General features: G+C 61.1%; 22 protein-coding genes. 5 read left to right on the forward strand and 17 right to left on the reverse strand.

The genetic code is table 11. The features are described 5' to 3' along the window. Positions 1-32 precede the first annotated feature (32 nt). From NW853_RS04985 to NW853_RS05000, 4 genes are all read right to left on the reverse strand, one after another. The gene (locus NW853_RS04985) at positions 33-1,103 is read right to left on the reverse strand and encodes a DUF3326 domain-containing protein (protein ID WP_414334796.1); all 1,071 of its coding nucleotides are present in this window, start codon (positions 1,101-1,103) and stop codon (positions 33-35) included. Between the two features lie 46 nt (positions 1,104-1,149). Beyond that, on the reverse strand, positions 1,150-2,604 hold the full coding sequence (gene hemG, locus NW853_RS04990) for a protoporphyrinogen oxidase (protein WP_414348129.1): 1,455 nt from the start codon (positions 2,602-2,604) through the stop codon (positions 1,150-1,152). Between the two features lie 29 nt (positions 2,605-2,633). Then, on the reverse strand, positions 2,634-3,923 hold the full coding sequence (locus tag NW853_RS04995; protein ID WP_414334813.1) for a homoserine dehydrogenase: 1,290 nt from the start codon (positions 3,921-3,923) through the stop codon (positions 2,634-2,636). A 92-nt stretch (positions 3,924-4,015) separates the two neighbouring features. After that, the gene (locus NW853_RS05000; RefSeq protein ID WP_414334798.1) at positions 4,016-4,786 is read right to left on the reverse strand and encodes a GvpL/GvpF family gas vesicle protein; all 771 of its coding nucleotides are present in this window, start codon (positions 4,784-4,786) and stop codon (positions 4,016-4,018) included. Positions 4,787-4,984: 198 nt separating this feature from the next. Between NW853_RS05000 and NW853_RS05005 the strand changes: the two genes are divergently transcribed. Further along, complete coding sequence (locus NW853_RS05005) at positions 4,985-5,596, forward strand: DUF3318 domain-containing protein (protein ID WP_414334799.1); 612 nt, start codon at positions 4,985-4,987, stop codon at positions 5,594-5,596. On the opposite strand, the gene surE is transcribed toward NW853_RS05005, so the two are convergent. Continuing rightward, a complete protein-coding gene (gene surE / locus NW853_RS05010; protein ID WP_414334800.1) occupies positions 5,579-6,310 on the reverse strand; it encodes a 5'/3'-nucleotidase SurE in 732 nt (243 codons plus the stop codon). The two genes, NW853_RS05005 and surE, sit on opposite strands and share 18 nt — an antisense overlap. Positions 6,311-6,493: 183 nt before the next feature. Here surE and gap point away from each other — a divergent pair, with 183 nt between their 5' ends. Then, positions 6,494-7,525 carry a type I glyceraldehyde-3-phosphate dehydrogenase gene (gap, locus tag NW853_RS05015; RefSeq protein ID WP_414334801.1) on the forward strand — a complete coding sequence of 344 codons (1,032 nt, stop codon included), beginning with the start codon at positions 6,494-6,496 and terminating at the stop codon, positions 7,523-7,525. 7 nt (positions 7,526-7,532) lie between these two features. Here gap and NW853_RS05020 read toward each other — a convergent pair whose 3' ends face one another. From NW853_RS05020 to NW853_RS05030, 3 genes are all read right to left on the reverse strand, one after another. Then, entirely contained in the window at positions 7,533-8,867 is a 1,335-nt protein-coding gene (locus tag NW853_RS05020) for an AmpG family muropeptide MFS transporter (protein ID WP_414348132.1), read from the reverse strand. Positions 8,868-9,009: 142 nt separating this feature from the next. Continuing rightward, positions 9,010-9,267, reverse strand: a complete 258-nt coding sequence (locus NW853_RS05025) for a DUF3146 family protein (RefSeq protein WP_414334803.1) — start codon at positions 9,265-9,267, stop codon at positions 9,010-9,012. Between the two features lie 145 nt (positions 9,268-9,412). After that, positions 9,413-9,754, reverse strand: a complete 342-nt coding sequence (locus tag NW853_RS05030) for a DUF3155 domain-containing protein (RefSeq protein ID WP_414334804.1) — start codon at positions 9,752-9,754, stop codon at positions 9,413-9,415. Between the two features lie 782 nt (positions 9,755-10,536). On the opposite strand from NW853_RS05030, the gene NW853_RS05035 reads away from it, so the two are divergent. Then, positions 10,537-10,998 (forward strand): DUF4168 domain-containing protein, encoded by a 462-nt coding sequence (locus NW853_RS05035; RefSeq protein ID WP_414348135.1) that lies wholly within the window; start codon positions 10,537-10,539, stop codon positions 10,996-10,998. On the opposite strand, the gene NW853_RS05040 is transcribed toward NW853_RS05035, so the two are convergent. From NW853_RS05040 to NW853_RS05065, 6 genes are all read right to left on the reverse strand, one after another. Then, positions 10,988-12,811 carry a response regulator gene (locus tag NW853_RS05040; RefSeq protein WP_414348138.1) on the reverse strand — a complete coding sequence of 608 codons (1,824 nt, stop codon included), beginning with the start codon at positions 12,809-12,811 and terminating at the stop codon, positions 10,988-10,990. The two genes, NW853_RS05035 and NW853_RS05040, sit on opposite strands and share 11 nt — an antisense overlap. A 175-nt stretch (positions 12,812-12,986) precedes the next feature. Next, complete coding sequence (lpxB, locus tag NW853_RS05045) at positions 12,987-14,159, reverse strand: lipid-A-disaccharide synthase (RefSeq protein WP_414334807.1); 1,173 nt, start codon at positions 14,157-14,159, stop codon at positions 12,987-12,989. A 9-nt stretch (positions 14,160-14,168) separates the two neighbouring features. Then, on the reverse strand, positions 14,169-15,107 hold the full coding sequence (gene lpxA / locus NW853_RS05050; protein WP_414348139.1) for an acyl-ACP--UDP-N-acetylglucosamine O-acyltransferase: 939 nt from the start codon (positions 15,105-15,107) through the stop codon (positions 14,169-14,171). Positions 15,108-15,361: 254 nt separating this feature from the next. Beyond that, positions 15,362-15,862 (reverse strand): 3-hydroxyacyl-ACP dehydratase FabZ, encoded by a 501-nt coding sequence (fabZ, locus tag NW853_RS05055; protein ID WP_414334809.1) that lies wholly within the window; start codon positions 15,860-15,862, stop codon positions 15,362-15,364. A 130-nt stretch (positions 15,863-15,992) separates the two neighbouring features. Beyond that, on the reverse strand, positions 15,993-16,898 hold the full coding sequence (lpxC, locus tag NW853_RS05060) for a UDP-3-O-acyl-N-acetylglucosamine deacetylase (protein WP_414334810.1): 906 nt from the start codon (positions 16,896-16,898) through the stop codon (positions 15,993-15,995). 15 nt (positions 16,899-16,913) lie between these two features. Further along, positions 16,914-17,465, reverse strand: coding sequence for a hypothetical protein (locus NW853_RS05065; RefSeq protein ID WP_414334811.1), 552 nt, complete (start codon positions 17,463-17,465; stop codon positions 16,914-16,916). Between the two features lie 71 nt (positions 17,466-17,536). Here NW853_RS05065 and NW853_RS05070 point away from each other — a divergent pair, with 71 nt between their 5' ends. Further along, entirely contained in the window at positions 17,537-18,346 is an 810-nt protein-coding gene (locus NW853_RS05070; protein ID WP_414338859.1) for an RNA methyltransferase, read from the forward strand. Here the strand turns inward: NW853_RS05070 and NW853_RS05075 are convergent. The 3 genes from NW853_RS05075 to pstS all read right to left on the reverse strand — a co-directional run bounded on the left by NW853_RS05075 (position 18,343) and on the right by pstS (position 22,703). Beyond that, the gene (locus tag NW853_RS05075) at positions 18,343-19,311 is read right to left on the reverse strand and encodes a DnaJ C-terminal domain-containing protein (RefSeq protein WP_414335691.1); all 969 of its coding nucleotides are present in this window, start codon (positions 19,309-19,311) and stop codon (positions 18,343-18,345) included. The genes NW853_RS05070 and NW853_RS05075 overlap by 4 nt on opposite strands. 164 nt (positions 19,312-19,475) lie before the next feature. Next, positions 19,476-21,362 (reverse strand): molecular chaperone DnaK, encoded by a 1,887-nt coding sequence (dnaK, locus tag NW853_RS05080; RefSeq protein ID WP_414335690.1) that lies wholly within the window; start codon positions 21,360-21,362, stop codon positions 19,476-19,478. A gap of 249 nt (positions 21,363-21,611) precedes the next feature. Further along, a complete protein-coding gene (gene pstS / locus NW853_RS05085; protein WP_414335689.1) occupies positions 21,612-22,703 on the reverse strand; it encodes a phosphate ABC transporter substrate-binding protein PstS in 1,092 nt (363 codons plus the stop codon). A gap of 460 nt (positions 22,704-23,163) precedes the next feature. Between pstS and speA the strand changes: the two genes are divergently transcribed. After that, complete coding sequence (gene speA, locus NW853_RS05090) at positions 23,164-25,089, forward strand: biosynthetic arginine decarboxylase (protein WP_414348142.1); 1,926 nt, start codon at positions 23,164-23,166, stop codon at positions 25,087-25,089. Positions 25,090-25,158 lie beyond the last annotated feature (69 nt).

Raw genomic sequence — 25,158 nt, forward strand, 5'->3', positions numbered from 1 at the left:
GAGACACTCAAGTTGCCCGCGGGCTATGGGGCTTAGGGCCTGTCATGCTCAAGTGCGGAGCTGATCAGCTTTTCCGGGGTGGAGGGGGAAAGCTGGAGCGACGACCAGGCCACACCTGCTCGGTGGGCCACCACCACACCAACGGCCTCTAGATAGGAAGCTACCGATACACAAGGGATCCCCAACTGGCGGGGGTGCACCTGCATCACGGTGGTGTTTTCCTCGACGGCAATAAACAGCGGCGGGCGGGGACGGCTGGCCAGGTGCAGCAATCCAGGCCCGCCAAAGGCGGTGGCCGGGGCGATGACGCTATCTACCTGCTCTGCCGTCAGGTCGCCCGGCTGGGGAGTTTTGACGAATTGGGGAGCGTAGCTAAGGCCCACCAAAACCGAGGGCAAAAAGGTAAACCCCACCTCTTCGGCGGCAGCGCGGGGGTGAACCGGCTTAGGGTCTGGATCGGGGTAGAAGGCGGGGGCGTGGGCACAAGGGATCCCCAGCTCTCGCACCACCAGGTGGCTGAGGATGGCCTCTGCCCCAGCCAAGGGATCCACCCCCCTCCCCTGCTGGTACTGGCTGAAGTCGAGCTGGTCGGGGAAGCGGGCCACCACGGCAATGGCCTCTGCTCCCAGGCGGATCAGCTCTTGGGCAGTCTCCAACAGAGCATCAGGCTGGGCCAGGGATCCCTGGCTGGCCCCGGAAGGGGAGGAGCAGACGGAAACACCCAGGGGTCGGCCGGTCAAGCGCCAGGGGCCGATGTTAAGCCCTAAGGTGGCCTGGGCAGCCTGCAGCACGTGCAGGTGGCGCTGTTGCAGATCTTCCGGAATGCCGGCATCCAGCACTACCCCGACGCGGTTTTGGCGCACCGGCCTCAAGTTCCACACCCCGGCACAAAATCGATCCAGGCCGTACCCTTCGACGTAGAACACATTCCCCATCGGCCAATACAAACTGGCCCCGTTTAAGACATTGGGGTGAGTGATGACCCGCTCCGCTGCCGCGGCCAAGACGCGGGCAATGGGCAGGGCATCCCCGGCAAAGCCACCTATGCGGGCACCGATGCCGGTGGGGACAAGCAGCAGCGTGGTGTAGGAATGTGGGGACATTGCTTGCGGATCCCGTCCCGCCGATGCGAACGGATTTGATGTGGATTCAGAACGCTTGCAACAAAAGCTGTTGCGCCAGCGCCTCGGCCCGACGCACACAATCTCCCAACGCCACGCCATCCAGGTAGTTGGCGCACACCCACACACCTGGGGTTTGGGACGCCAGGTAAGCTTGCAACTGGGCCATCCGCTGCCGATGGCCAAGCGTGTATTGTGGGATAGCCCGGGGCCACAGGCGCTCTCCCAGGCGGATGGGCTCGACAGGTCGGGTGAGCAGGATCTGGCTCAGCTCTGCGTGCACAATCTGCGCTCGCTCTTCAGGGGAAAGTGCTGCCATGAGCGGGTCGGTGGCCCCGCCGATGAAGCTGAGGAAGCAGTGATAGCCCTGGGGAGACCGCTCTGGGAAAAGGCAGGAGGCCCAGATGGTGCCCAGGGTGCGCAAACCCTGGGAGCGCGGGATCAAATGGCCAAACCCCCGCAACGGCTGCGGCAGAGCCTCTTGGGGATAGGCCAAAGCCACCACCGCCACCGGCGGATAGGGGATCCCGGCCAAGAGCCGGCTGGCTGGGGGGTTGAGCTCCTGCAACAGCGAGGCAGCTTCAGGCGCGGGAAGAGCCAGCACCACCTGCCGGGCAACCACCCAGCGGGATCCCTCGGCGGTCTTAAAGCCCACCCAATAGCCCATCTCATCCCGCTTGAGCTGCACAGCCCGCCAGCCCAGCCGCAGGCTGTCCCCCAGCTTTTGGGCTATCGCTTCCGGCAACTGCTGCAGCCCTTGGCGCAGGTTGCCCAGTTGGCCACGTTGGGGTGGGGGCTGGATGGCCACAGGAGAGGGCTGGGGTCTGTGGCGCAAAGCCTGCAGCGCGCCGGCAAAAAGGCTGCCGTAGCGCTCTTCCAAGCCGGCCACGCGGGGAAAGGCGGCCAAGGCGCTGAGCTGATCCGGATCCCCCGCATACACCCCTGAGGTGAAAGGTTCCACCAAGCGTTCTGCCACCTCGGATCCCAGTTGTCGCCGGAAGAATTGCCGCACCGTTTCCTCGCGCCCTGGCGGCGGCGGGACAAACCCCAACAACCCCTGCAAAACCCGCAGCTTGCCGCCCACGCTCAACAGCCGCGAGCCAATGGCTGCAGAAGGGCTGAGGGGCACCGGCAGCAGCTCTTTCTCCCAGTAGATGTAGCGGGGCAACTTGGCATCCGCCAGCACCAGTTGCTCGGCCAGGCCCACCTCGGCAATGAGGTTGAGCAGAGGGGGGACGGGGGTAAAGCTGTTGGGGCCTTCTTCCCAGCGGTAGCCGTTTTTGGATTGGGTGGAGATGCAGCCGCCGACACGAGGGCTGGCCTCGGCCAAGAGCACCGGCTGAGCGGAGCGGCCCTGCCGCAGGCGTAGCGCCAGGGTCAGGCCGCTGATGCCCGCTCCAATGACCACCACCTCAGCCCGTTCCCACAAGTGGGTCAGAGGCTCAGTTGAGGGATTGACTGCCGCTTCCAAGCTGTCCATCATCGCGGTTCCTATGGGTTTCCTGAAAGCAATCAACGCAGCACGCGAAACAGGCTGGGGATCGCGGCCACCTGGGGAAGCTGTTGGATCTCGGCCAGCGCCTGCCGACAATCGGCCTCGCGGACGGTGTGGGTGAGGATGACGATCTCCGCCTGCTCCTGGTGGCACTCTTTTTGGGTAATGCTCTCCAGGCTAACCCGGTGGCGGCCAAAGCAGGTGCCGATCGCCCCCATCACCCCCGGCTGATCCTGGGCCAACACCCGCACGTAAAACTCCGACTCCAATTCCGCCAGCGGGAGCAAAGCGGCAGCCCTGCCGAAGAACCCCCATAGAGGATTGGGCAGATAGGCCCCGGTTTGCAGGTGGGCCCGGAGGGTGAGCAAATCCCCAACCACGGCGCTGGCGGTCGGCCCCTGTCCCGCCCCTGGGCCGGCGAGCACCACCTGCCCCAGGGGATCCCCCTGCACCCAGACGGCGTTGTCCACGCCGTGGACGTTGGCCAGCGGGTGGGTAACCGGCAGCAGAGTAGGGTGGACGCGCACATCCAAGGCCGTCTCAGATCCCTGGGCGGCGGCCCTTTGGGCGATGGCCAGGAGCTTGAAGGTGTAGCCCCACTCGCGGGCATAGCGGATGTCGGTGGAGCTGATGTTGCGGATCCCTTCGCAGGGGATGGCTTCCCGCGGCACCGCCACCCCAAAGGCGAGGCCGGCCAGAATGGCGATTTTGTCGGCGGCATCCCACCCTTCCACATCGGCGCTGGGATCCGCTTCCGCGTAGCCGCGGGCCTGGGCCTGGGCCAGCGCCTCGGCAAAGGAGCTGCCCTGCTGGGCCATCTGGCTGAGGATGAAATTGGTGGTGCCGTTGACGATGCCCCAGACCGCCTGGATGCGGCTGGCCCGCAGGGAGTGTTGCAAAGCCTGCACAATGGGGATCCCGCCGCCCACCGCCGCTTCCAGCAGCACCGCCACCCCGGCCTGGGCGGCAGCTTGAAAGATCTCTTCCCCATGGCGGGCAATCACCGCTTTGTTGGCCGTGATCACCGGCTTGCCGTGGTCAATGGCCTTCAGGATCAGGCTGCGGGCCGGCTCCAGGCCCCCCATCAGCTCGATCACCGCATCGATTTCCGGATCCGAGACGATCTGCTCCAGATTGGTGGTCAAGCGCTCAGGTGGGATCCGCACTTGCCGCGGCTTATCCAGGGAGCGCACCCCCACTGCCGCAATCTCGACCGCCTGTAGGAGAGGGTGCTGCGGTTGCTGCAGCATTTGCACAACACCCGTGCCGACCGTGCCCAGCCCCAATAGCCCAACTCGATAGACCACAACCGCTCCTCTTGCCTGCTGCCGACCTTGAACCAGAAAACTCCCCTCACCACTACTACGATAAACGGTGCCGATCACCCAGGAGTCGGAGTCTAGCATCTGTCCCCTATGGCACCCACAAAGTGATAGGGGGGCAAAGGGGGGCTCCAGTCCAGTTGCCAATCGGGGTGCTGCGCCAGCCAGGTTTGGGTAAGCTGGGCCGCCGTTTCCCGTTCGGCAGGGGTGAGCAAAATGTAAAGCCGCAAGCGTTCGCCCGGCTGGGGATCCCCCTTTTGCACAGGCCAAGTAGAGGGCCAAAGTTGCTGCAGGGCCGCCAGCTCCTGCTCTTGCTGCGCTTGGGCTTGCTGTTGCTGCAAATAGGCTTGCTTGCGGGCCAACAGATAGGCCGTCCCGCTCAGAGATGGCTGCGGCTCCGGCTGGGGCTGAGGCCGAATCCTTCCCTTCAGACAGTACTCGGCCCTTCCCCCAATGGCCGCGAGGACCTGTTCGTACTCTGCCTGCCGCGCCAGCAGATGGGATCCCAGCTTTTCTGCCGAGAGAAAGCAGGTGCCAAAGCGCAGGGGCAGCAGCGGCATCTGGGCAAACAGCCGGCAGAGCACCTGATCGTGGCGCAGGGCAGAACGCACCAGCACCTCATCCGAAGCTTGCAACGCCTCTGGATCCCGCATCGGCTCCACAGCGGCGGCAATTCGGCTCCCCACCGGGGCAAACACCTGTACCGGCTGATGGATCCCCTCGGTTTGCCGGATGAAGGACAAAAGCTGCGGATCCGGCTGCGGGAAGAAGGCATAGGTGTAGAGAGGGCTGACAACGCTCTGCCCCTTGCCCTGCACTTGGGGTTCCGGCTGGGCTGAGAAGGTCATGGGCTGAGGATGAAGGAAGATAGTCTTTCCTTCCCAGTCTACGCAACCTGGATCAGGCTGCAGAGCGTTCACGGTCGGCCCGGAGATAAGGTAAACTAGCTGCGCACCGGTTCTGCACAGGGCTGTGGTGTTTGGGGCCGCAGCAGGGCCTGGGTTTCAGGCGGGCTCTCCACCCCAGTGCTCCCAGCAGGTGAGGCCATGACCAGCCGCCCAGACTTCAAACCCTTTGAAAAGGAAGAGACCGAACGACTGCGGGATCTGCTTCCCGCCTCCTTCCGACCCTTGGTCAGCGTCGTGCCCAACTTCGGGGGTGAAGCCCTGCTGGTCTCCCGCCGCAAGGCCCCTTGGCAGCCCCAGGGCACGATCGCCATCGATTTTCGCCGTTGGCAACAGATCCCACGTCCCCAGCGGGATCTGTTGTTTCTGCGCGAGGTGGGTTGGCTGGGCAATCGCAACTGGCTGCAGCCGGGATTTTACCAGTCGCTGGCTTTGCTGGGGGGCATCACCACTGTGGCGGAGCTCTCTTTGCAGCACCCTTTTTCCGCTCTCTTGGCGGGTGGCATCACAGCCCTCTCGATTCAGCAGATCTGGCAAAACCTGAACCGGGAGAGCGCCCATTTCGATGCCGATGAATTTGCCCTGCGCCGCGCCCAGTTTCGCGGCTACAGCCGCCAAGAGGCGGCTCAACACCTGGCGGATGCTCTGGAACAGGTTCTCAAGTTGGATCCCAGCGATATCCTGACGGCGCTGCGGCTACAACGGCTGAGAACCATTGCCCGCAACCTTGCCCCCTCAGGCGGAAACTCCTGAGACCAGTTGCACTTGAGTGATGGCCACCCGACCGGAGAAGCAGATGTCGGTATCGGCTTGGGGATCGCGGGCGCGATCCGCATAGCGGCCCTGATAGCGAAACCACAATGACTCTACCCCATTGTCTTCTGCCTCCACGGCGTAATCGAGGGGCAGAGGTTGGGTACAGAGGGGACAGTAAACCCGCTCCGGCAGAGGGGATCCAGGTGGCAGGTGGGGCAAGTTGACATTCCAAAACGCTCCGCTGGGCAGGGGTTGTTCCATCAGCTCCGCCAAAATGGCACAGGTCCAGCGCCGCGCCTGTTCCCAGTCGATGGGTTTGCCCCCTGCTCGGTATTGGGAAATGGCGATCCCCGGGATCCCACGCAGCGCCGCTTCCCGCACCGCTGCCACCGTGCCGGACAAGTACACATCCGTTCCCAGGTTTCCCCCCTCGTTAATGCCGGAAAGCACCCAATCTACGGATGGAGCCAGTTTGAATAGGGCCACCCGCACACAGTCGGCAGGGGATCCCTCAACGGCAAAGGTGCGCTCGCCGCGGGCAGAGGCCCGAAACGGTCGTCGCGTCGTCACCTGGTGGCTGCAGCCGGAAAGCTCCTGGTGGGGGGCCACAATCCAACAGTGTTCTTCTGCAACAAGGGAGCCGAGGGCCAGCTTGAGCTGGGCCAGCCCCGCCGCCTCGATGCCGTCATCGTTGGTCAGCAATACCTTCATCCGGATTTCCTCTGCCGGCAACTTCTTGGGTTAATCTAATCGCAAGTCTCTAGCGCAAATCTGGAGATCTGGGGTGCAAAAGCAGCAGGGATCCCGTTCTTCTTTTACCCTATCTTTGGGGGTCAGCCTTCCCCTTGCCGCATCCATCAACCCATCATAAGGAACTGACACCGGAGGACTGCGATGACCACACGGGTAGCCATCAACGGATTTGGTCGCATTGGGCGGGCTTTCTTGCGGGTGCTGCTGTCTCAGCCGGAAAGGACTCCGTCCCCCGACCGGGAGCTGGAGGTGGTAGCCGTCAACGATCTGACCGAGCCGGAAAACCTGGCCTATCTGCTTCAGTTCGACTCGGCCTATGGGCGCCTGCCCCAGACCGTCAGCGCCGTGGATGGCCACTTGCAAATCGGCAGCCACAAAGTCCGGGTTTTGGCAGAACGGGATCCGGCCCAACTGCCTTGGAAGGATCTGGGGGTTGACCTGGTGGTGGAATCCACCGGCTTATTCACCAAACGAGATGGGGCCGCCAAACACCTGGAGGCCGGCGCCAAAAAAGTGATCATCTCTGCTCCCGCCAAAGGCCCCGACCTGACGGTGGTGATGGGGGTCAACGACGACCAGTACGACCCGCAGCGGCACCACATCGTCTCCAACGCCTCCTGTACCACCAACTGTCTGGCGCCGTTGGCTAAGGTCTTGCTGGATCGCTTTGGCATCGAGACAGGCTTTCTCACCACCTGCCACGCCTATACCGCCACCCAGGCCATCGTGGATCGCCCGGATCCCAAGGACTACCGGCGGGGCCGCTCGGCGGCGGTGTCGATTGTGCCTTCCACAACCGGGGCGGCCACGGCAGTTGCCGAGGTTTTGCCTGCCCTGAGAGGAAAGATGGACGGGCTGGCGCTGCGGGTGCCCACCCTGACCGGCTCGATCGTGGACTTTGTGGTGCGCACCGAGCAGCCCATCACCAAAGAAGCAGTCAATCAAGCGTTTGTCGAGGCGGCAGAAGGCCCGATGCGCGGCATCCTGGCCATTGCCCCACCGCAGATCGTATCGGCGGATATCGTTGGGGATCCTCACTCCTCGATTGTGGACTTGGAATCCACCCTGACCCTGGGAGATCGCACGGTGAAGGTGCTCTCCTGGTACGACAACGAGTACGGCTATGCCGCGCGGCTGGTGGACCTGGCCGCCAAAATCGGGGCTGCGCTGTAGGCGGCCATCAGCGGTTTGTTACGTCCATCCCTAACTCCTCAGGTGGGCCGAGCCACAGCAAGAGCACCATCGCCGGAGCGGCTGTCATCGCTGTAATCAAATAGAACAGCGGCCAATTGACCGCAGCCGCCAAATAGCCCGACATGGCCCCGGCCAAGGTTCCTCCCACGGCAAACACGCTGGTGAGCAGAGCGTACTGGGTGGCGCTAAATTGCCGATCGCAGAGGCTCATCAAAAAAGCCAGGAAAGCAGCCGTGCCCATGCCCCCGGCCATGTTGTCGAAAAGGGTTGCCCCCACCAGCAGCGGATAGTTTTGCCCCACCAACCCAATGGCTCCCAGGCCCAAATTGCCGATCCCCTGCAGGGCCGCGAAGATGAACAGACAGCGGTAGGTGCCGGCGCGGCTGACCCACTCTCCCCCCACAAAAGCCCCCACCAAGGTGGCCAACAAGCCTATCCAACTGCGGATGATGCCCAGATCGCTGGTGCTGAACCCCGTCTGCAACAAAAACGTGGGGGTCATTTGCCCCGCCAAGCTATCCGGCAACTTGAAGCAGACCACGAACAGCAGGATCGCCCAGGCCAAGCGGTGCCGCCAAAAAGATTGAAACGGCTCGATAATGGCCGCCCGCAGCGAGGTAGGTTTGAGGGCACTGTTTTCCGGCTCGGGGGCCAAAAATGAGGTAACCACCCCAATCGACATCAGCAGCGCCATGATCCCGTACACCTGCCACCAGGGCAAGTAGTCCGCCAAGATCAAACTCACACCACTGCTGACCAGCAGCGCGATGCGATAGCCAAATACGAAAATGGCTACCCCTGCCCCCATCTCCCGCTCTGCCAAAATGTCGGTGCGGTAGGCGTCCACCGCGATGTCCTGAGAGGCGCTCAAAAAAGCCACCAGGAACCCCACCAGAAAGATCGGGCGGGTGAAAACCGTGATGCCCGGCCAAGTCTGGGCCAGCTCCTCCCAGCCCAAGGTTTCTAGCCAGGTTTGGGTGGGATCTTGAAAACCCAGCAGCCCGATGCTGAGCAGCAACAGCACCTGGGTCAGGGCCATCCACCCCCGCCGCCGACTGCCCCGCAGGGATCCCGGTGCCGGCAACAGAAACCGATCCAGAATAGGCGACCAGAGAAACTTGAACGAGTAGGGCAAATTGAGCAGGTTAAACAAGCCGATGGCAATGGTGGTCAAGCCCGCTTGGGTCAGCCAGGCATTGAGGGTGGAGTTGATCAACAGCAGCGGCAAACCCGACGAAAACCCCAGCAGCAGCAAAGTGCCCATCTTGGGGCTGCCGTAGATACCCAACATCCGCCTCAGGACGCTTGTCTCCACCTCCATCCTGGCCAGCCCTCCCATTTCTTCTCAGGGATCCCTGAATTGCCGGTTACTCTAGCAGGTGCCCTGGCCGGCGGCGATCGCTGCTGCTGGGCAGAAGCTCCCTCCCGTTGCCGTAGCAGGAGGGAGTCCTTCTCGGGAAAACCTACAGGCTACTGCGAATCACAAACGAGTAGTTGCTGCCGGGTTCCAGCAGATAGTCCGATTTTTCCAGAAAACGGCTCAAGGGCTCACAAATCAAAGCCCGCCCCACAGAAGGTTCCACCTTCAGCTCCCCGGCCCGAAAGCACCAGCAGAAGCGCCAAACCCAACCGTTGGCGTTGACTTCCCCTTCGATGGCACCCTCCTGCCAAGAGCGGCGGGTAATCTGCACATGGGCAGTGGTTTGAGGCAGTCGGCTCATCCGGCATCTCCGACGGGATCCCTTGTAGGGTAGCGCGTGACCCTCCCGCTGCCACCAGCAGGTCGAACTTGGGCCATGAGGCATCCGGAGCTCCACGCCATTCAAAGTCTCCCAACTGCCTGCTGTGGGGAAAAGCAGCCAGCAACTAGCGGGCGGCAGTTGCAAGAGCCTTCGAGGATTTTTTCTCCGGCTTCTCAGCCGCAACTTCCGCTAGCAAAGCCCGCAGGCTGGGAAAAAGGAAGTGGTTCTCCTCGACATATTGCGCACCAAATAACCCCTTCTCCGCCCAAAAAAACCGATCAATCGTATGCTCATTGCGCCGTACCAAAATCAGCGCAGGCGGCTGAATAGAATTTTCCTGAATATATCTGCGAGCAGCAGTTACAGACTTCTCCTCACCACTGTCCAAATTAAATTGAGGGATATGATCTAAAATCTTGCGCCCTTCCAGACGACGGCGGCTCTTACGCTTTCTTCTCCTAACCAATGTAAGCCTCCTGTAGAGGGATGACCGAACAACCGCAAAGGGAATATATCAGCACTGCTTAAGAAAATCAATAACTTTTACCCATTTTTGTTATTCTTCTTTACAAGAACAATAAACCATAAACCAGCAACTTCCTTTTGCTCGGCGGGAGGGCAACTCGAACACCATCCCCAAACTCCCGTGGGGAAGCGTCCTCTGAGTGAAAATCCCCAAAAACTGCCTGCGAAGAGAGCTGACAAGTTGAGTGGTTGCTAGGCTCAATCTTGAAGCGAATCCACTGCCTCTGGCAACTGTAGAGAAAATCAGCTGCCAACGCAGGAGACTCTCATCAAATCTGAGCTCCAGCTTAACATTAGTAGAAACGGTGCTCAACAGAATATATACCTAAACTCAGTTTCAAATCAACCTCTTTTGGGTTGAAGTGCTGAGTCAGTTGCCGACTTTGCCAGTTTGGAACTGCTCGACCGAGAAGAGGAAGGGTCTGCTCTCGGGCAGTGTACTAAGACTGTACAGCTAACTTCTTGTTTCTACAAGAGATCCACAGCAGATCCATATAGCCCTTTCGCGGGTCTGTCCTGAGTGCCCAGCCAAGGGGTGAGAGGTTCTGGTACCGTAGGGATTAGATCCCGATCCAAGTGACCGGCAAAGAAGCTTGATGAGTTTGCTGGGTTTCCAGGACTGCGCTGAAGCGATCAGACGGAACACAGGCATCTTGCTAGCCTAGCTTTAGCTGCACCTCAAAGGCTCGGGTAAACCTCGTCTAGGTCTAGGGAGTTTTGGGCATGATGAAATTCGCATTGCTGGTGGGTCTGGGACTCAGCTTGGGATCCCTGCCGGTTTGGGCACAGGGAGCAACCCCGCTGCCCAGTCCTGCTGCGACTGCTTCTCCGACTGAGACCCCCGCAACTCCCAGCCCTCTGGCATCTCCGACTCTGACCCCAGAGCAAGTCACCGATGCTCAGGTGGAACAGTTGGTGCGGATTTTGTTGGAGTTGGATCCCCTGATTCGGGAAGCCAGTGCTCAACTGCGGGAAACCCAGAACGAAGAGGAATATGAGCAAATTATGCAGCGCACGGAAACCCAAGCCAGCCGCATTGTCGAGCAGCAAGGGCTGACGGTGCTGCAATACCGCGAATTGATGACCTTGGCGAACGAAAATCCTATCCTCAACCAGCGGGTTCGCGTGCGCTTGCAAGAAGTTTTGCAAGAATCCAAGCCGGCCACCCCAACACCTACACCCTAGGCTGAGCCGGCTTGTCTTGGTCAGGCGCAGAGAGAACCAGAGGCAGCCGCAAGGTAAAGTAGGTGCGATTTGCCTCGCTGCTGAGGTGAATGCTTCCTTGCAGCAGGCTCACCTGCTGTAGCACAAGGGCCAGCCCCAGCCCCGTCCCCCCTTGCCGCCAGGGATCTGCGCTGGGCACCCGATAGAACTTCTCAAAGACTCGCTTTTGTTCTTCTGGGGGAATGGTGACGCCGGTGTTGAGGACCTGGATTTCCAGGTGATCGGAATGGTTGGCGACCTGTAGGCTGATCTGGTGCTCGGCAGGGGTAAATTTACAAGCATTGCTCAGCAATTCGGCCAGCACCGACTTGAGCACCTCCGGCAGGGTAGAAATGGCGGGCAGTTCGGGAGGGATCCCAAGGCTGAAGTGCTGATGGCGGCGGTAGGCATCTTGAGCGAAGGGCTCCGCAATTTGGGGCAACCACTTTTGCAACGCCAACCAGCAGGGCTGCTGTGAGCCGTTCGCGTTAGCAGGACGGAGTCCTTTGAGCACCTCCAACCGCTGCAGTTCCAGCAGATCCTCGACCAGTTTGATCTCCCGCTCACATTCGTTGTCCAACACTTTCAAGTACTGAGAGATCTTGGCCGGATCCGGGGATTTGGCAGTGCCCCGGTCAGGCAGCAGGACAGCGCTGAGCAGGCGGATGGCCATTTTCATGTTGGCAAGAGGGGTGCGCAGCTCGTGGGACACTGTGCTGAGGAAATCATTTTTTAGGTGATCCAGCCGCTGCAATTCCTGCACCTGCCGATCCAGTTGGGCAGTGCGGGCTTGTACCTTTTCTTCCAGGGTGCGGTTGAGCTCCTGGATCTGTTGGAACAGTTCCGCCTGCTGAATGGCGATGGAGAGGTGATCGGCCAAGGCCAAGATCAGATCCTGACTAGTGGCTAACCAGCCGGGGCGCGTTGTTTTCAGTTGCAGACACAAGCTGCCCCACAGGGTGAGGTGGGCCGGGCCAAATGCGGGGCTTTCGCCGCCGTAGAGGGGTACCAACAGCCAACTGCCGGGATAGGCTTTGGCCATGGAAGCAATGTAGGCCCAACCTTCAGCCTGGTCGGCTGCTTCCAGCAACACTACCTTCCCTTGCTTCAACTGTTGGGCAATGGGGCTTTCGGCATCGGGAATGAGACAGCCCAAATAGTGATTCGGCTGAGTGGAGTACTCGGAGATGATGCGCCAATGCTGTTGCTGAGGCCGATAGATGCTGATGCTCACCCGATCCGCCTCCAGCAGATGACAAATCTCACGGGTGGCCACAGCAAAGATCTGATCCAACTGCAAAGCAGCGCGAATGGCCCGCACAACCCGGTTCAGAGCTTGTTCGCGGGCCGCCTGTTGGCGCAGGTTTACCAGTGTCTGACGGCCTTTGAGCAGGTAGCGGATGCGCTGACGCATCACCGGCCAGTAAACGGGTTTGGTCACGTAGTCGCTGGCTCCGGCAGCAAAGGCTTTGTCGATGGAATCTTGATCCTCGAGTGAGGTGATCATCAAGCAGGGCAGATCCGCATCCAAAGCCCGTAGTTGGCGGCAACACTCGAACCCGTCTAAGCCGGGCATGAGGGCATCCAGGAGAGCTATCTGAGGTTGAGTTTGAGCAAAAAGCTGCAAGGCTTGCTCACCGTCTTCGGCCTCCGCCACCCAATAGCCCTCATGGCTCAACAAAAGAGCCAAGTACTTTAGTATGAATGGGTCGTCGTCCGCCAACAGTACCGTCGGCGAAACATTTGGCAATGGGCGTTCGGAATTGAGAACAACTGGGGATTGCACAACATTCACTCCACAAAGTTGGCCGCTGGCCTGCGAAGCACTTAGGCTTTTTGCGCACAAACCGATCCCTACCCTGACTTCAGCCTAGTCCATCAAAACCGCCAGGGCAAGCGATCCCTGGGATAGGCCTGTTAAAGAGCTCCAACAGCAGCCCTGGCCGTTCCCCGGTGCTGAGTTGCCGGAGTTACTTGCCATCCAACACCTCTAGGATGGCCTTGGCGGCGCGGGCGAGAACGCCGGGTTCTCCCAGGGCCGCCCGCATCGCGGCATAGTCGGCTTGCAGTTGGGCTTGCTTCCGGGTCAGCAGCTCCAGCGCCAGTTGGGCGATCTGCTCCGGCTGGGCCTGCTCCTGTAACAATTCCGGCACAATGGGGCGCATCAGCACCAAGTTGGGGGGAGACATAAAGGGCACCGACACCTTCAGCCAGTGGCGGGCCAGCCAAAAGGTGAGCGGGTTGAGGCGGTAGATCACCACCTGTGGGATCCCCAAGATGGCCGTCTCCAAGTTCACCGTGCCGGACTTGGCCAGCACCAAGTCAGCCGCTGCCAAAGCAAGGTGATGGGCTTTGTGGGGCGAGAAGAAGGGCAGGGCTTGGGGATCCAAAAGGGTGAGGTTGAGCCCAAGACGGCGGGCAGCCCGGGCAATCGGGGCGGCAAAACGGGGCGAGGCCAAGGGCACCCAAAACTGCGCCTGGGGCAGGTGAGCTTGCAACAACTGAGCTGCCTGGAGCAGAACAGGCAAAACCGAGCGCAGCTCTTGCCGCCGCGAAGCCGGCACCACCACCACCACCGTGGCTTCGGCCGGGATCCCCAACTGGGCTCTGGCTTGAGCACGGCTGGGTACAGCGGCCAGAATATCCAACAGGGGATGGCCCACATACTGCACGTGGGCTCCTGCCGCGGCGTAGTAGCGGGCTTCCTCAGGGAAAATCGCCAGCATCAGCCGCATCTGCTGGGCCAGTTGGTAGGTAAGGCGGCTGTTGGGCGACCAGACCCATTCCTGGGGGGCAATGTAGTACACGGCGGGGATCTGCCGCCGCTGCAGCAGAGGGGCAATGCGGCTGTTGACGCCGATGTAGTCCACCAGCACAGCCACATCCGGCGGGTCTTGGGCCAAAAAGCGGCGAATTTTCCACTCTGTCCAGAGGGCAGGGCCGACGAAGGGGAGAGCTTCCAGGATGCCGATGGAGCTGATCTCGGTGGTGCGGTGCAGCAGCCGGGCTCCGGCAGCAGCCATCTCCTCTCCCCCGACCGCGGTGATGCGCAGGTGCGGGCGTTGGCGCAGCAGCTCGCGAATGAGATGGCCGGCCTGCAGATCCCCTGAGACCTCGCCTGTGCACACAAACAGATGGCTCACCTGCGATCCTTAATCACCCAGCTCTGGCAACTCTTCCCCTCTCCCGCGTAGGGCCGGCAGGGGTCCACGCCGTTGGGGTTGGGAAAGGGAATCTTCCAAAAATTGCAGCAGGTGTTGTAAAGATCCCGTCTCATCCACCCATTCTTTGCCCTGCAGGGAACAGATGCAGCACCCCCCCTCGCTGCGGAGGCTGCTGCGCAGGGTTTGCAGCGCTTTTTCTAGGGGCAAACCAGAACGGTATAGCAGCCGATAGGCTTGCCGCAAGGCCGGCAGGGATCCCTCCATCCCTTTGGCTCGCCGCAACCCCACCAAGTTGAGGCCGCGAATGCGGGCCGGATGCCCTTCCACCAACAGGTAAGGCGGCACGTCGCGGTCCACCCGGCTCATTGCCCCCACCATGGCCAGGCGCCCGATGCGGGTGAACTGGTGGATCCCAACCATACCGCCGATGCGGGCTTGCGACTCGATGTGGATGTGGCCGGCCAAGGAAACAGCATTGGTAATCACCACCTGATTTTCGATGACGCAGTTGTGGGCAACATGGGCGTAGGCCATCAGCAGGTTGTTGTCGCCGATCAGGGTGGCCTCCCCCTCATTGGTGGCCCGGTTGATGGTGACGAACTCGCGGATGCGGTTGCCTCTGCCGATCACCACCTGAGAGGGCGCGCCGCTGTACTTCAGATCCTGCGGCTCCGTGCCCAGCACCGCTCCCGGAAAAATCTGGTTGTCCTCGCCAATGTCTGTCCAGCCATCGATCACCACGTGGGCCCCCACCACCGTGTTGGCACCAATGCGCACATGTTCGCCAATAACTGCATAGGGGCCAACCTGAACCGTCTCGTGCAACTCAGCTTTCGGATGGATCACCGCCGTGGGGTGGATGCGTGGGCGGTGCGGCGCACTTGCAGAAACGTTGGGAGTGGATCCCGCTGAAGCCAACGAACTCATGTCCAACCTAGCCAGCAACTGTGGTTACGCTCCCAACCCTGCGAATGATGATTGAGGTTCGGGGGAGATCAGACACTGCCACCTCAACCTTGCGCAGCAACATGTTTACCCGATCTGGACGGGAATGAGCCATCTCCCTATCTCAACACTTTAGCAGGGTCTCCTGGCGACAAGTCGCCGCTGCGCCGTTCGCGCTAGCGGGACGGAGTCCTTTGACAGCCGCGCCCAGAGCCTTCCTCGGCTGGCCGCTGTGATCAATCCACCAAGGAGAACATCAGCTCCCCTTCGGTTACCAGTTGCCCTCCTACCTGAGCGCGGCAAAACATTTTGCCGATGCGTTTTTGCCGGATGGTGAGCAAATCGGCAGAAAGCAGCAGTTGATCCCCCGGCAACACCGGACGGCGAAAGCGAACGCCATCGATGCCGGCAAAGAGGGCCAAGCGCCCGGCCACATCGGGCAACTTGGTCAACACGATCCCCCCCAGCTGCGCCATGGCCTCGACGATGAGAACGCCGGGCATGATCGGTCGGTTGGGGAAATGCCCCTGGAAAAAGGGCTCGTTGAAGGTGACGTTCTTCAGGCCCACCGCCCGTTGCCCAGGTTGGTACTCCACCACGCGATCCACGAGCAAAAAAGGATAGCGGTGGGGCAGGATCTCTAGGATTTGCTCCGTTGTGAAGACGGGGGGAGCGGTTGCCAACTGAGCAGCTGCTTCAGCCGAGAGGAGAGGAGGAGGAGAGACATCAGAAGACATGGTAACCCACAGAACCGGAAGACAAACCTTAAAACCCGCATGGGAGAGCCTTGAAGCAGAAGCAAGGCCGCACAGAGAAATTGCAGCAGGCCCAAGAACTTTTCACCCATCCCAGAAGCCGGGCTCCCTCTCAAAACGAAGAGCGAGATTCCACCCCACCCAGGCAAAGGGGATCCCTTGGTTGCTCTTGAGCTGGCTCCACCTGCAGGGATCCACTCTGGAGCAACTGCTCGGCCAAACGGTGGTGCAGGGCGTGGCCCGCCTTGTAGGCCACAATGTGCCCCTGCAAGCGGCAGCCCAACAAGCTGAGATCTCCTAGTAAATCTATCAGCTTATGGCGCACCGGCTCATCTGGGAAGCGCAACGGCCCCAACCACTCGGTTTGGCTGCAAACGATAGCATTTTCCAGGCTGCCCCCCTGGATCAGCCCCTGTTGGCGGGCCCGCTCTACGTCCTGTTGGCGGGCAAAGGTGCGGGCCGGCGCGATGGACTGGACAAAATCCGCCCTGTTCTCCCGCCAGCTCAGCCACTGTTGGCCAATGGGGCAATCGGCAAAATCGATGCCATAGGTAAAGCGAGTGACGGGGTGGGGCAAGGCGCTGACAAAGGCTTCCCCTGCCCAGACGGTAACCGGCTCCCGGATCACCCCCTGTTGTGCCGGCTGGTCTTGGGCCAGGATCCCGGCCTGGGCGATGGCCTGCACAAAAGGTAAGGCAGAGCCGTCCAAGAGCGGCAGCTCCGGCCCCGCCACTTCGATGCGGCAGTTGTCGATGCCCAAGATGTAGAGGGCGGCCAAGAGGTGCTCCACCGTCTGCACCTGAGCAAATCCCTGCTGCAGCAAGGTGCAGAGAGGGGCAGGAGCCAGGGATCCCAAGCGGGCCGGGATCTCAGGGGATCCCGGTTGATCCACCCGCACAAAGACCCGACCGCTGCCGGCAGGGGCCGGATGCAGGCTACAGCGCACGGGCAGACCGGTGTGCAGGCCCACCCCTTCCAGGGCAATGGAGCTGGCCAAGGTGTGCTGTTGGTCTCTCATAACTGCTCCCCACTCCTATGGCAGACGCTCTTGGCCCTGGTCGAAAACGCGGTAGTACAGCTCCCGGTAGCCCACCCGCAGGCTGCTGCTGGCATCCGCCAATTTGGCTTTGCGACTACCGTAGCTGCTGAACACCTCGTAGGTATCTCCCTCAAAGAAAAAGGAGGAAACATCAGAAACCTCTTCGCCGCCCAGCAACTGCCAGCGTCCCTCCCGAAACCGCAGCCGGTAGTGGGCCCTGTCCAAGCTGCCGGAGGGGCGGTCGAGGGTGGCGTCGATGCGGCCCTCGTACTCTGGCGACTCGGCTCCTGCCACAGGCCGCACTTCTACCGAGATATCGCGGTAACGGCAGTTAGGACGGCTACACAGGCGGATCGAGCGCATCGCCGCGGCAATTGCTTCCAGCCGTTGTCGCGCTTCTACCAGAGACTGAGAGGATGGAGCCACCTGCGCCGGCTCTGCTGCCGTGGAGAGCAACGAATGGGCAGCCAACGCCGGGGATCCCCAGCAGCATCCCACCAACACCAGACAAATCAAGCTCAGCCAACAGCGGTAGGCGGATCCCATCGGCACAATCTTTATGACAAGATCTAACTCCTCTACTTTAGGTGATCCCTATCTGCGATTCCTTCTGAGCAATGCCGACATCGTCCCACTGGGCTCAAGAGCAATTGGCGCAGGTGCGCATCGTGTTGGTGCAGCCGGCTGGGCCGCGCAACCTCGGCGCCATTGCCCGTGTAATGAAAAACATGGGCCTGCGGCAATGGGTGTTGGTGGATCCCCAATGCGATCCCCTCGATAGGGAAGCGATCACCATGGCCGTGCATGCGGCAGACCTGCTCCATCAAGCCCAGACGGTGCAAACCTTGGCTGAAGCCCTGCAGGGGTGTGTGCAAGTTTTCGGGACAACAGGGCGCAGCCAAGCCTACCCCCCCGAATGGCAAATCCAGTCCCCTCGCCAAGCCTTCCCCGCCTTGCTGGCTGCCGGCCCTGCTGCCCTTGTGTTTGGCCCCGAAGATCGCGGCTTGAGCAACGAGGAGCTGGCCCTCTGCCATCGCCAGATCCAGATCCCCACCGATCCGGTTTACCCGTCTTTAAATCTGGCCCAGGCGGTGGGCATGTGTTGCTACGAGCTGCGCACCCTCATCTGCCAGAACCCTCCCCCCGCCCCTTCTGTGCCCCTCTCCCAAAGGCTCGTTCCCTTCGAGCTGCTGGAAGGCTTTTTTGGACATTTGGAAGCGCTGTTGCTGCAGATCGGCTACCTACACCCCCACACCGCCCGCCGCAAAATGCTCAAATTTCGCGCCCTGTTCCAGCGGGCCGGCTTGACCGTGGCCGAGGTGGCCTTGTTGCGCGGCATCCTACGGCAACTGCAATGGAGCCAGGGTCAGACAAATCCCGTCCCGCCGACGCGGCCAGATTTCACCGGGATCCCACTCGACTGCTAGAGCTTAAGGGCGGCCCGAGGATCGTAGGATTGAACCCGCTGCAGCTTTTCGTAAAGTTCCCGTTCCTCATCAGAGAGACGGGTGGGCAAATGGATCTGCACCACCACGTAAAAATCCCCCCGTTCTCCGTTGCCCTTGGGGAAGCCCCTTTCCGCCAGCCGCAACTTTCGCCCCGGCTGCATGCCAGGCGGGATCCGCAGCTTCACCACTCCATCCAGGGTGGGCACCTCCACCTGGGCACCCAAAACCGCTTCGCTGGGACTGATGGGCAGATCACAGTAAACATCGAATCCCTCCAGGCGATAGAAGGGATGGTCTTTCAGCTCGATCTTGAGGTACAGATCGCCGGCGCCGCCGTTGGGGTTGGGGTGGCCTTGGCCGCGCAGGCGAATCCGCTTCCCTGGCGTAATCCCTGCTGGGATGTTGACCTCGAGCACGCGATCCCCGCCCACCCGCAGGCGGCGCTTACCCCCCTCGAAAGCTTCAGGGATGGTGAGCTGAATGGTGGCCTCAGCATCGTAATTGGCGTTGTCGCTGGATCCGGAAAAGCCGCTGCTGCGGTTTGTGCTTTGGCTGCGCACTCGGCCCAGCAGTTGATCGATAAAATCTTGAAAATCGTCAAATTGGCTGAAATCGACACCCCCCCCACCAAATCCAAAGTCTTCGTTGAAGGGGGCATCGGCAAAAGGGCTGCCGTAGGGCTGGCTATAGGTCTCCCGCCGGGAACGGAACCCACCCTGCTGATAATATTGGCCAAATTGGTCGTATTGCCTGCGTTTGCCGGGATCCGAGAGAACTTCGTAGGCTTCGTTGATCTCCTTAAACTTCTCTTCGGCGGCTTTGTTGTTCGGGTTAACATCCGGGTGATATTTCCGGGCCAAGCGCCGATAGGCCTGCTTGATCTCGTCGGCGGTGGCCGTCTTGCTGACCCCCAGAATCTTGTAGTAGTCCTTGAAGTTTTGCATGGAGGCGTCCGCAGGCAAATTGCTGAGAATGGGCAAAAAACCAAGCAGTTGGCTTCCGACCCGTTGACGAAAAGAGAAGAAGGCGGGCTAGACGCCATCGCCTATCCCGTCCTTCCTCATTATCGGTGCTGTGGATAAGGAGCCCCAGAGGGATCCCACTGCCGTCACTTGGTCTCGGTGAAGTCGGCGTCGATGACGTCGTCGCTGCCGCCAGAGGTCGTCCCAGAGGTGGAGCTGGAAGCGGCGCCGGGCTGTTGATAGAGCTCGCTGCTCATGGCGTAGAGGGCCTCCTGCAGCTCCCGCTCTTTGCTCTGGATGGCGCTGTCGTCCTCCCGTTGAATGGCGTCCCGCAGCTCCCGCACCAAGGTCTCGATTTGGCTGCGCTTGCTGGAGGAGATCTTGTCGCCCAGCTCCTTCAACTGCCGCTCGGCCTGGTAGGCCAGCGAGTCGGCCTTGTTGCGGCGCTCGATTTTCTCGCGGCGGGCGCGGTCTTCGGCAGCGTATTTCTCGGCTTCGGCAATCATCCGCTCCACCTCTTTGCTATCCAGCGTGGAGGCGCCGGTGATGGAGATGCTCTGCTCCTTGCCGCTGCCCTTATCTCTGGCCGTCACCTTGAGGATGCCGTTGGCGTCGATGTCGAAGGTCACCTCGATCTGCGGCACACCGCGGGGAGCCGGCGGGATCCCGTCCAGCTTGAAGCGGCCCAGGGACTTGTTGTCGCGGGCCAGCTCCCGCTCCCCTTGCACCACGTGGATTTCCACCGAGGTCTGCCCATCTTCGGCGGTGGAGAAGATCTCCGACTTGCGGGTGGGCACGGTGGTGTTGCGCGGGATCAGCTTGGTGGCCACGCCGCCCAGGGTTTCCACCCCCAAAGACAAGGGGGTGACATCCAGCAGCAGCACATCTTTAACTTCGCCCGCCAGCACACCGGCCTGGATGGCAGCGCCCACGGCCACCACCTCGTCGGGGTTGACGCTCTGGTTGGGCTCTTTGCCCAGCAGCTCCTTCACCAGCCGCTGCACCGCTGGAATGCGGGTGGAGCCGCCCACCAATACCACTTCGTTGATGTCGGCCTTGGTGAGCTTGGCATCCCGCAGGGCCTGCTCCACCGGCCCTTTGCAGCGCTCCAGCAGGTCGGCGCAGAGGTGTTCAAACTGGGCGCGGGAGAGCTTCAGCTCCAGGTGCTTTGGACCATCGGCAGTGGCAGTGATGAAGGGCAGGTTGATGGTGGTCTCGGAGACACTGGACAGCTCGATCTTGGCTTTTTCGGCGGCTTCCGTCAGCCGCTGCAGGGCCTGCCGGTCTTGCCGCAGGTCGATCCCTTCCATTTGCTTGAACTGCTCAGCCATCCAGTCCACGATTTTCTTGTCGAAGTCGTCGCCTCCCAACTGCGTGTCGCCACTGGTGGATTTCACCTCAAAGACCCCATCGCCCACCTCCAGGATGGACACGTCGAAGGTGCCGCCGCCCAGGTCGAAGACGAGGATGGTCTCGTTGTTGCGCTTGTCCAAGCCATAGGCCAGAGAAGCCGCCGTCGGCTCGTTGATGATGCGCAGCACTTCCAAGCCGGCGATCTTCCCGGCATCTTTGGTGGCCTGCCGCTGCGAGTCGTTGAAGTAAGCAGGTACAGTAATGACGGCTTGGGTAACCGGTTGGCCCAGGTAGCGGCTGGCATCATCCACCAGCTTGCGCAACACCATGGCCGAGATCTCTTCGGGGGCAAATTCCTTGTTCAAGCGGGGTGCATACAACTTGACATTGCCCCGTTCATCCCGCCGCACCTGGTAAGAGACCCGCTTGGAATCGGCATTCAGCTCATCGTACTTGCGCCCGATGAACCGCTTGACCGAATAAAAGGTGTTTTCGGGGTTGAGCACCGCCTGGCGGCGGGCCATCTGCCCTACCAGGCGCTCTCCATCTTTGGTGAAGGCAACCACCGAGGGCGTGGTGCGAGTGCCCTCGGCATTGGCGATGACGGTGGGGACACCCCCTTCCATTACGGCGACAACCGAGTTGGTTGTGCCCAAGTCAATTCCTACAACTTTTCCCATCGGCTCCTTGTTCTCCTTTTGTTCAAGACGTTACCTCGGCTACCGCCGCCAGGCTGTATGAAGTAGCTTGGGCAGCCAATCCGTGAAAATTCAGCAGGTATTTAGCTGTTTCCTAGGCCGATCCTAACCAGCAGGGCATTGCGGTCAGGGCGAGAATGCCGCCCATTTCTGGCAACTGGAAGGCAGAGCAGTTACGGATCTCCGTACCTGCCGGGGCCTTGCTTCCAGGGCCGGTTGGGGCAAGGGCGGCTAGCTCTGGATAAGCTGCAGGGCTTCCAGGCTGCGGGCCACAACGGTTTCGGCCAGGGGCAGGTAGCCCATTGCTTCGGCCAGGGCTTGTCCTTCGCTGAGGGCCCAGCGCAGCACCGCCCGCAGGGCAGTGGCAATAGCGGGATCCCGGTACTGGCGGTAGGCCAGGATCCAGGTGTAGGTGACGATGGGATAAGCCCCGGCGCCGGACGGATCCGGCTCAAAGGCCCGCAGGTTCTCAGGCAGCTCGATTTCGCTCAGGGCCAGGGCCGAGGCTGCGGGGGTGGGGAGGACAAACTCGCCGCGGCGGTTTTCCAGGGCCGCCACCGATAGATCCAGGTCGCGGGCGTAGACCGATTCCACATAGCCGATCACCCCTTCGCTGTAGAGCATCTGGGCGCTCATGCCTTCGTTGCCCTTGACCCCAATGCCCACCGGCCACTCCAGGGACATGCCGACACCAATCTCGGCGGCCCAAGCGGGGTCGATGGCGGCCAGGTGGCGGGTAAAGGTGTCGGTGGTGCCGCTGCCGTCGGAGCGGTAGCAGACGGCGATGGTCAGGTCGGGGATCTCCAAATCGGGGTTGAGGGCCAAAATCTGCGGATCCCGCCACTGGGTAATCTGGCCGCGGAAGATCTGCACCAAGACGGAGCGGGATAGCTTGAGGCCGGAGCGGATCCCGGGCAGGTTGTAGCCGACGGCAATGCTGCCTGCTGTCATCGGGATCATGACCACGCCCCGCTTCACCTCGGCAATCTCGGCATCGGTCATGGCCACGTCGCTGGCGGCAAAGTCCACCGTCTGGTCGATAAATTGGCGGATCCCGGTGGCACTGCCCACCGGCTGGAAGTTGATTTCCACTTTGGGATCCACCTGGCGGTAGTCGGAAAACCAGCGCAAATACAGAGGGGCCGGGAAGGTAGCCCCAGCCCCGTTGATCAACACAATCTCCCCGGAAGACTGGCTGTCGGCAACAGGGACAGCATCGCCGGCTTGGCCAGAACGGGATCCCTGTTGGCAGGCGCTTAGGCCGGCAGCAGCCAGCAACGACAGCAGCATTTCTCGACGGCGGCAGCGGGGCAGTTGAACCATGGCTGAGGCGCTCCAAGCTCTCCGCCCCGATCCTTAGTCTTGCCCACGGAGCCCTGTCAAGGGCTGCCATCTTTAGCTCTGGCAAGCACCAGAGGGGGCAACTTCCCGCAAAAGTCGGCTTCTTCTCTTCACCAACTGGTCGCCGATCCCCGCAGGGTTCGCTGCGCGCTTCGGCAAAAACGGGGATCCCAACTCTGTCTCTGTCTCAAGAGACGGAAAACAGAGCTTGCTCGAGAAAAACAAAGAAAAACAGCGAAAGAAAGAGAATGAAAGAGTTGAGTTTTGCAGCAACTGCAGAGGGATCCCCAGGCCAAAGCTTTATCTGGCAAGGCTTAGCCGGTTTCGGGCCGGATCCCCCCTGCCTTGGAAAAATCTTGACATATCTTGGAATAGAGCAATATATTGTGGATTCTGTGCAGAAATCCTGCGCTGTTTACATCTCGGTATCTGGGGGACTACTATGCCGACTTTGACTCGTTCTCCCTGGACACTGCGAGACAGCGAAAAGCTCTATCGCATCTCCGGTTGGGGGGATCCCTACTTCCGTATCAACGCCGCCGGTCATGTGGAGGTAACCCCACAGGGCCTACAGCAGCAGGAACCTGGCATCGACCTGTACCACCTGGTGATGGATCTGGTGGCGCGGGGTTTGCAGTTGCCTTTGTTGATTCGCTTTCCCGAGATCGTGGCCGACCGCATGCGGCGGCTTTGCGAGAGCTTTCAGCAGGCCATCGAGCGCTTTGGCTACCCCAACGTCTATCGGGGGGTTTACCCGGTCAAGGTGAACCAGCAGCGCCACCTGGTGGAAGAGGTGGTCAAGCACGGTCGCGCCTACCACTTTGGGCTGGAGGCAGGCTCCAAGCCGGAGCTGTTGATTGCCCTGGCTCTGCTGGATACACCTGGGGCTCTGTTGATCTGCAACGGCTACAAAGACCGCGATTTTATGGAAACGGCTCTCTTGGCCCAGCGGCTGGGGCGCACCCCCATCATCGTCCTGGAGCGGCTGCAGGAGCTGGAGCTGGTGCTGCAGGCTGCCGAGCACCTGGGCATTGATCCCATCCTGGGGGTGCGGGCCAAGCTCTCAGCCCAAGGGATCGGGCGTTGGGGCACCTCGGCTGGGGATCGGGCCAAGTTCGGCCTCACGGCCACGGAGATGTTGCAGGTGGTGGAACGGCTGCGGGAGGCCGGCAAGCTGCACTGTCTGCGTCTGTTGCACTACCACATTGGCTCGCAGATCTCGATGGTGAGCGTGCATGGGCGGGCCGTGCGGGAGGCCAGCCAGATCTACATCGAGCTGGTCAAACTGGGGGCGCCGATGGGCTATCTGGATATCGGCGGCGGCTTGGGGGTTGATTACGACGGATCCCAGTCCACCAGCCATTTCTCCCAGAGCTACAGCTTGGAGGATTACGCCGCCACCGTGGTGCAGACGGTGCTGAGTGCCCTGCAGCCGCACGGGATCCAGCCGCCGGTGCTGGTGACCGAAAGCGGGCGGGCCCTGATGTCCCACCAGTCGGTGCTGGTCTTTGACGTCCAGGATGTCAACGCCGCCAGCCCCTATCCCATGCCCACCCAGCTCACGTCCGATGCCGAGGTGATCCAGAAGCTGAACCAGCTTTACTACCAGATCCAGCCCGAGACCCTGGTGGCCGACTATCGCCGCTGCCAGGAGCTCAAAGAAGCCGCCCTGCGCCAATTTACCGAGGGATCCCTCAGCTTGCAGGAGCGGGCCGAGGTGGAGCGGATGTTCTGGAACTGCTCCGACAAGATCTGCACACTGGCCTACGAGCAGCACCAGGCGGGGCAGCCGGTGGCCGTAGATCTTCTAGATCTGGACGAAATGCTGGCCAGCATCTACTACGGCAATTTCTCCCTCTTCCAATCCCTGCCGGATAGCTGGGCCATCGACCAAGTGTTTCCCATCATGCCCATCCACCGTCTGGACGAGGAGCCGCGCCAATGGGCCACCTTGGCGGATCTGACCTGCGACAGCGACGGCAAGATCAACCGCTTCTTTGGCGAAGACGGGCAGATCACCTCGGTCTTGCCGCTGCACGATCCCGATGGGCAGCCCTACCTGCTGGGGGTGTTTCTGGGAGGCGCCTACCAGGAGATCCTGGGGGATCTGCACAACCTGTTTGGCGACACCAACGCCGTGCACATCCGCACCCGTCCCGGCGGCTACCAAGTCACCCAAGTCATCAAGGGGGACACCATCGGCGAAGTGCTGAGCTGGGTACAGTACAACAGCGAAGATCTGGTGGAAACCCTGCACCACGCCACCGAAGCCGCCCTGCAACGGGGCCAAATTAGCCTAGCCCAGGCCCGCGCTTTGCAGCAGCACTTTGAAGACAACCTGCGGGCCTACACCTACTTGCACCGCTAGCCGGTCAGAGACGGCCCCAAAGCCCAGGTCAAAACAGAAAAGGATCCCGGTTTTGGGCCGGGATCCTTA

The organism is Synechococcus sp. H55.11, assembly GCF_047462475.1.
Classification (GTDB): Bacteria; Cyanobacteriota; Cyanobacteriia; order Thermostichales; family Thermostichaceae; genus Thermostichus.

Bases quoted from the DNA above. Each gene is read 5' to 3' on its own strand.
- NW853_RS04985 (WP_414334796.1), bottom strand. From the start codon at position 1,103: ATGTCCCCACATTCCTACACCACGCTGCTGCTTGTCCCCACCGGCATC.
- hemG (WP_414348129.1), bottom strand. From the start codon at position 2,604: ATGATGGACAGCTTGGAAGCGGCAGTCAATCCCTCAACTGAGCCTCTG.
- NW853_RS05000 (WP_414334798.1), bottom strand. From the start codon at position 4,786: ATGACCTTCTCAGCCCAGCCGGAACCCCAAGTGCAGGGCAAGGGGCAG.
- NW853_RS05005 (WP_414334799.1), top strand. From the start codon at position 4,985: ATGACCAGCCGCCCAGACTTCAAACCCTTTGAAAAGGAAGAGACCGAA.
- surE (WP_414334800.1), bottom strand. From the start codon at position 6,310: ATGAAGGTATTGCTGACCAACGATGACGGCATCGAGGCGGCGGGGCTG.
- gap (WP_414334801.1), top strand. From the start codon at position 6,494: ATGACCACACGGGTAGCCATCAACGGATTTGGTCGCATTGGGCGGGCT.
- NW853_RS05020 (WP_414348132.1), bottom strand. From the start codon at position 8,867: ATGGAGGTGGAGACAAGCGTCCTGAGGCGGATGTTGGGTATCTACGGC.
- NW853_RS05025 (WP_414334803.1), bottom strand. From the start codon at position 9,267: ATGAGCCGACTGCCTCAAACCACTGCCCATGTGCAGATTACCCGCCGC.
- NW853_RS05035 (WP_414348135.1), top strand. From the start codon at position 10,537: ATGATGAAATTCGCATTGCTGGTGGGTCTGGGACTCAGCTTGGGATCC.
- lpxA (WP_414348139.1), bottom strand. From the start codon at position 15,107: ATGAGTTCGTTGGCTTCAGCGGGATCCACTCCCAACGTTTCTGCAAGT.
- fabZ (WP_414334809.1), bottom strand. From the start codon at position 15,862: ATGTCTTCTGATGTCTCTCCTCCTCCTCTCCTCTCGGCTGAAGCAGCT.
- lpxC (WP_414334810.1), bottom strand. From the start codon at position 16,898: ATGAGAGACCAACAGCACACCTTGGCCAGCTCCATTGCCCTGGAAGGG.
- NW853_RS05065 (WP_414334811.1), bottom strand. From the start codon at position 17,465: ATGGGATCCGCCTACCGCTGTTGGCTGAGCTTGATTTGTCTGGTGTTG.
- NW853_RS05070 (WP_414338859.1), top strand. From the start codon at position 17,537: ATGCCGACATCGTCCCACTGGGCTCAAGAGCAATTGGCGCAGGTGCGC.
- NW853_RS05075 (WP_414335691.1), bottom strand. From the start codon at position 19,311: ATGCAAAACTTCAAGGACTACTACAAGATTCTGGGGGTCAGCAAGACG.
- dnaK (WP_414335690.1), bottom strand. From the start codon at position 21,362: ATGGGAAAAGTTGTAGGAATTGACTTGGGCACAACCAACTCGGTTGTC.
- pstS (WP_414335689.1), bottom strand. From the start codon at position 22,703: ATGGTTCAACTGCCCCGCTGCCGCCGTCGAGAAATGCTGCTGTCGTTG.
- speA (WP_414348142.1), top strand. From the start codon at position 23,164: ATGCCGACTTTGACTCGTTCTCCCTGGACACTGCGAGACAGCGAAAAG.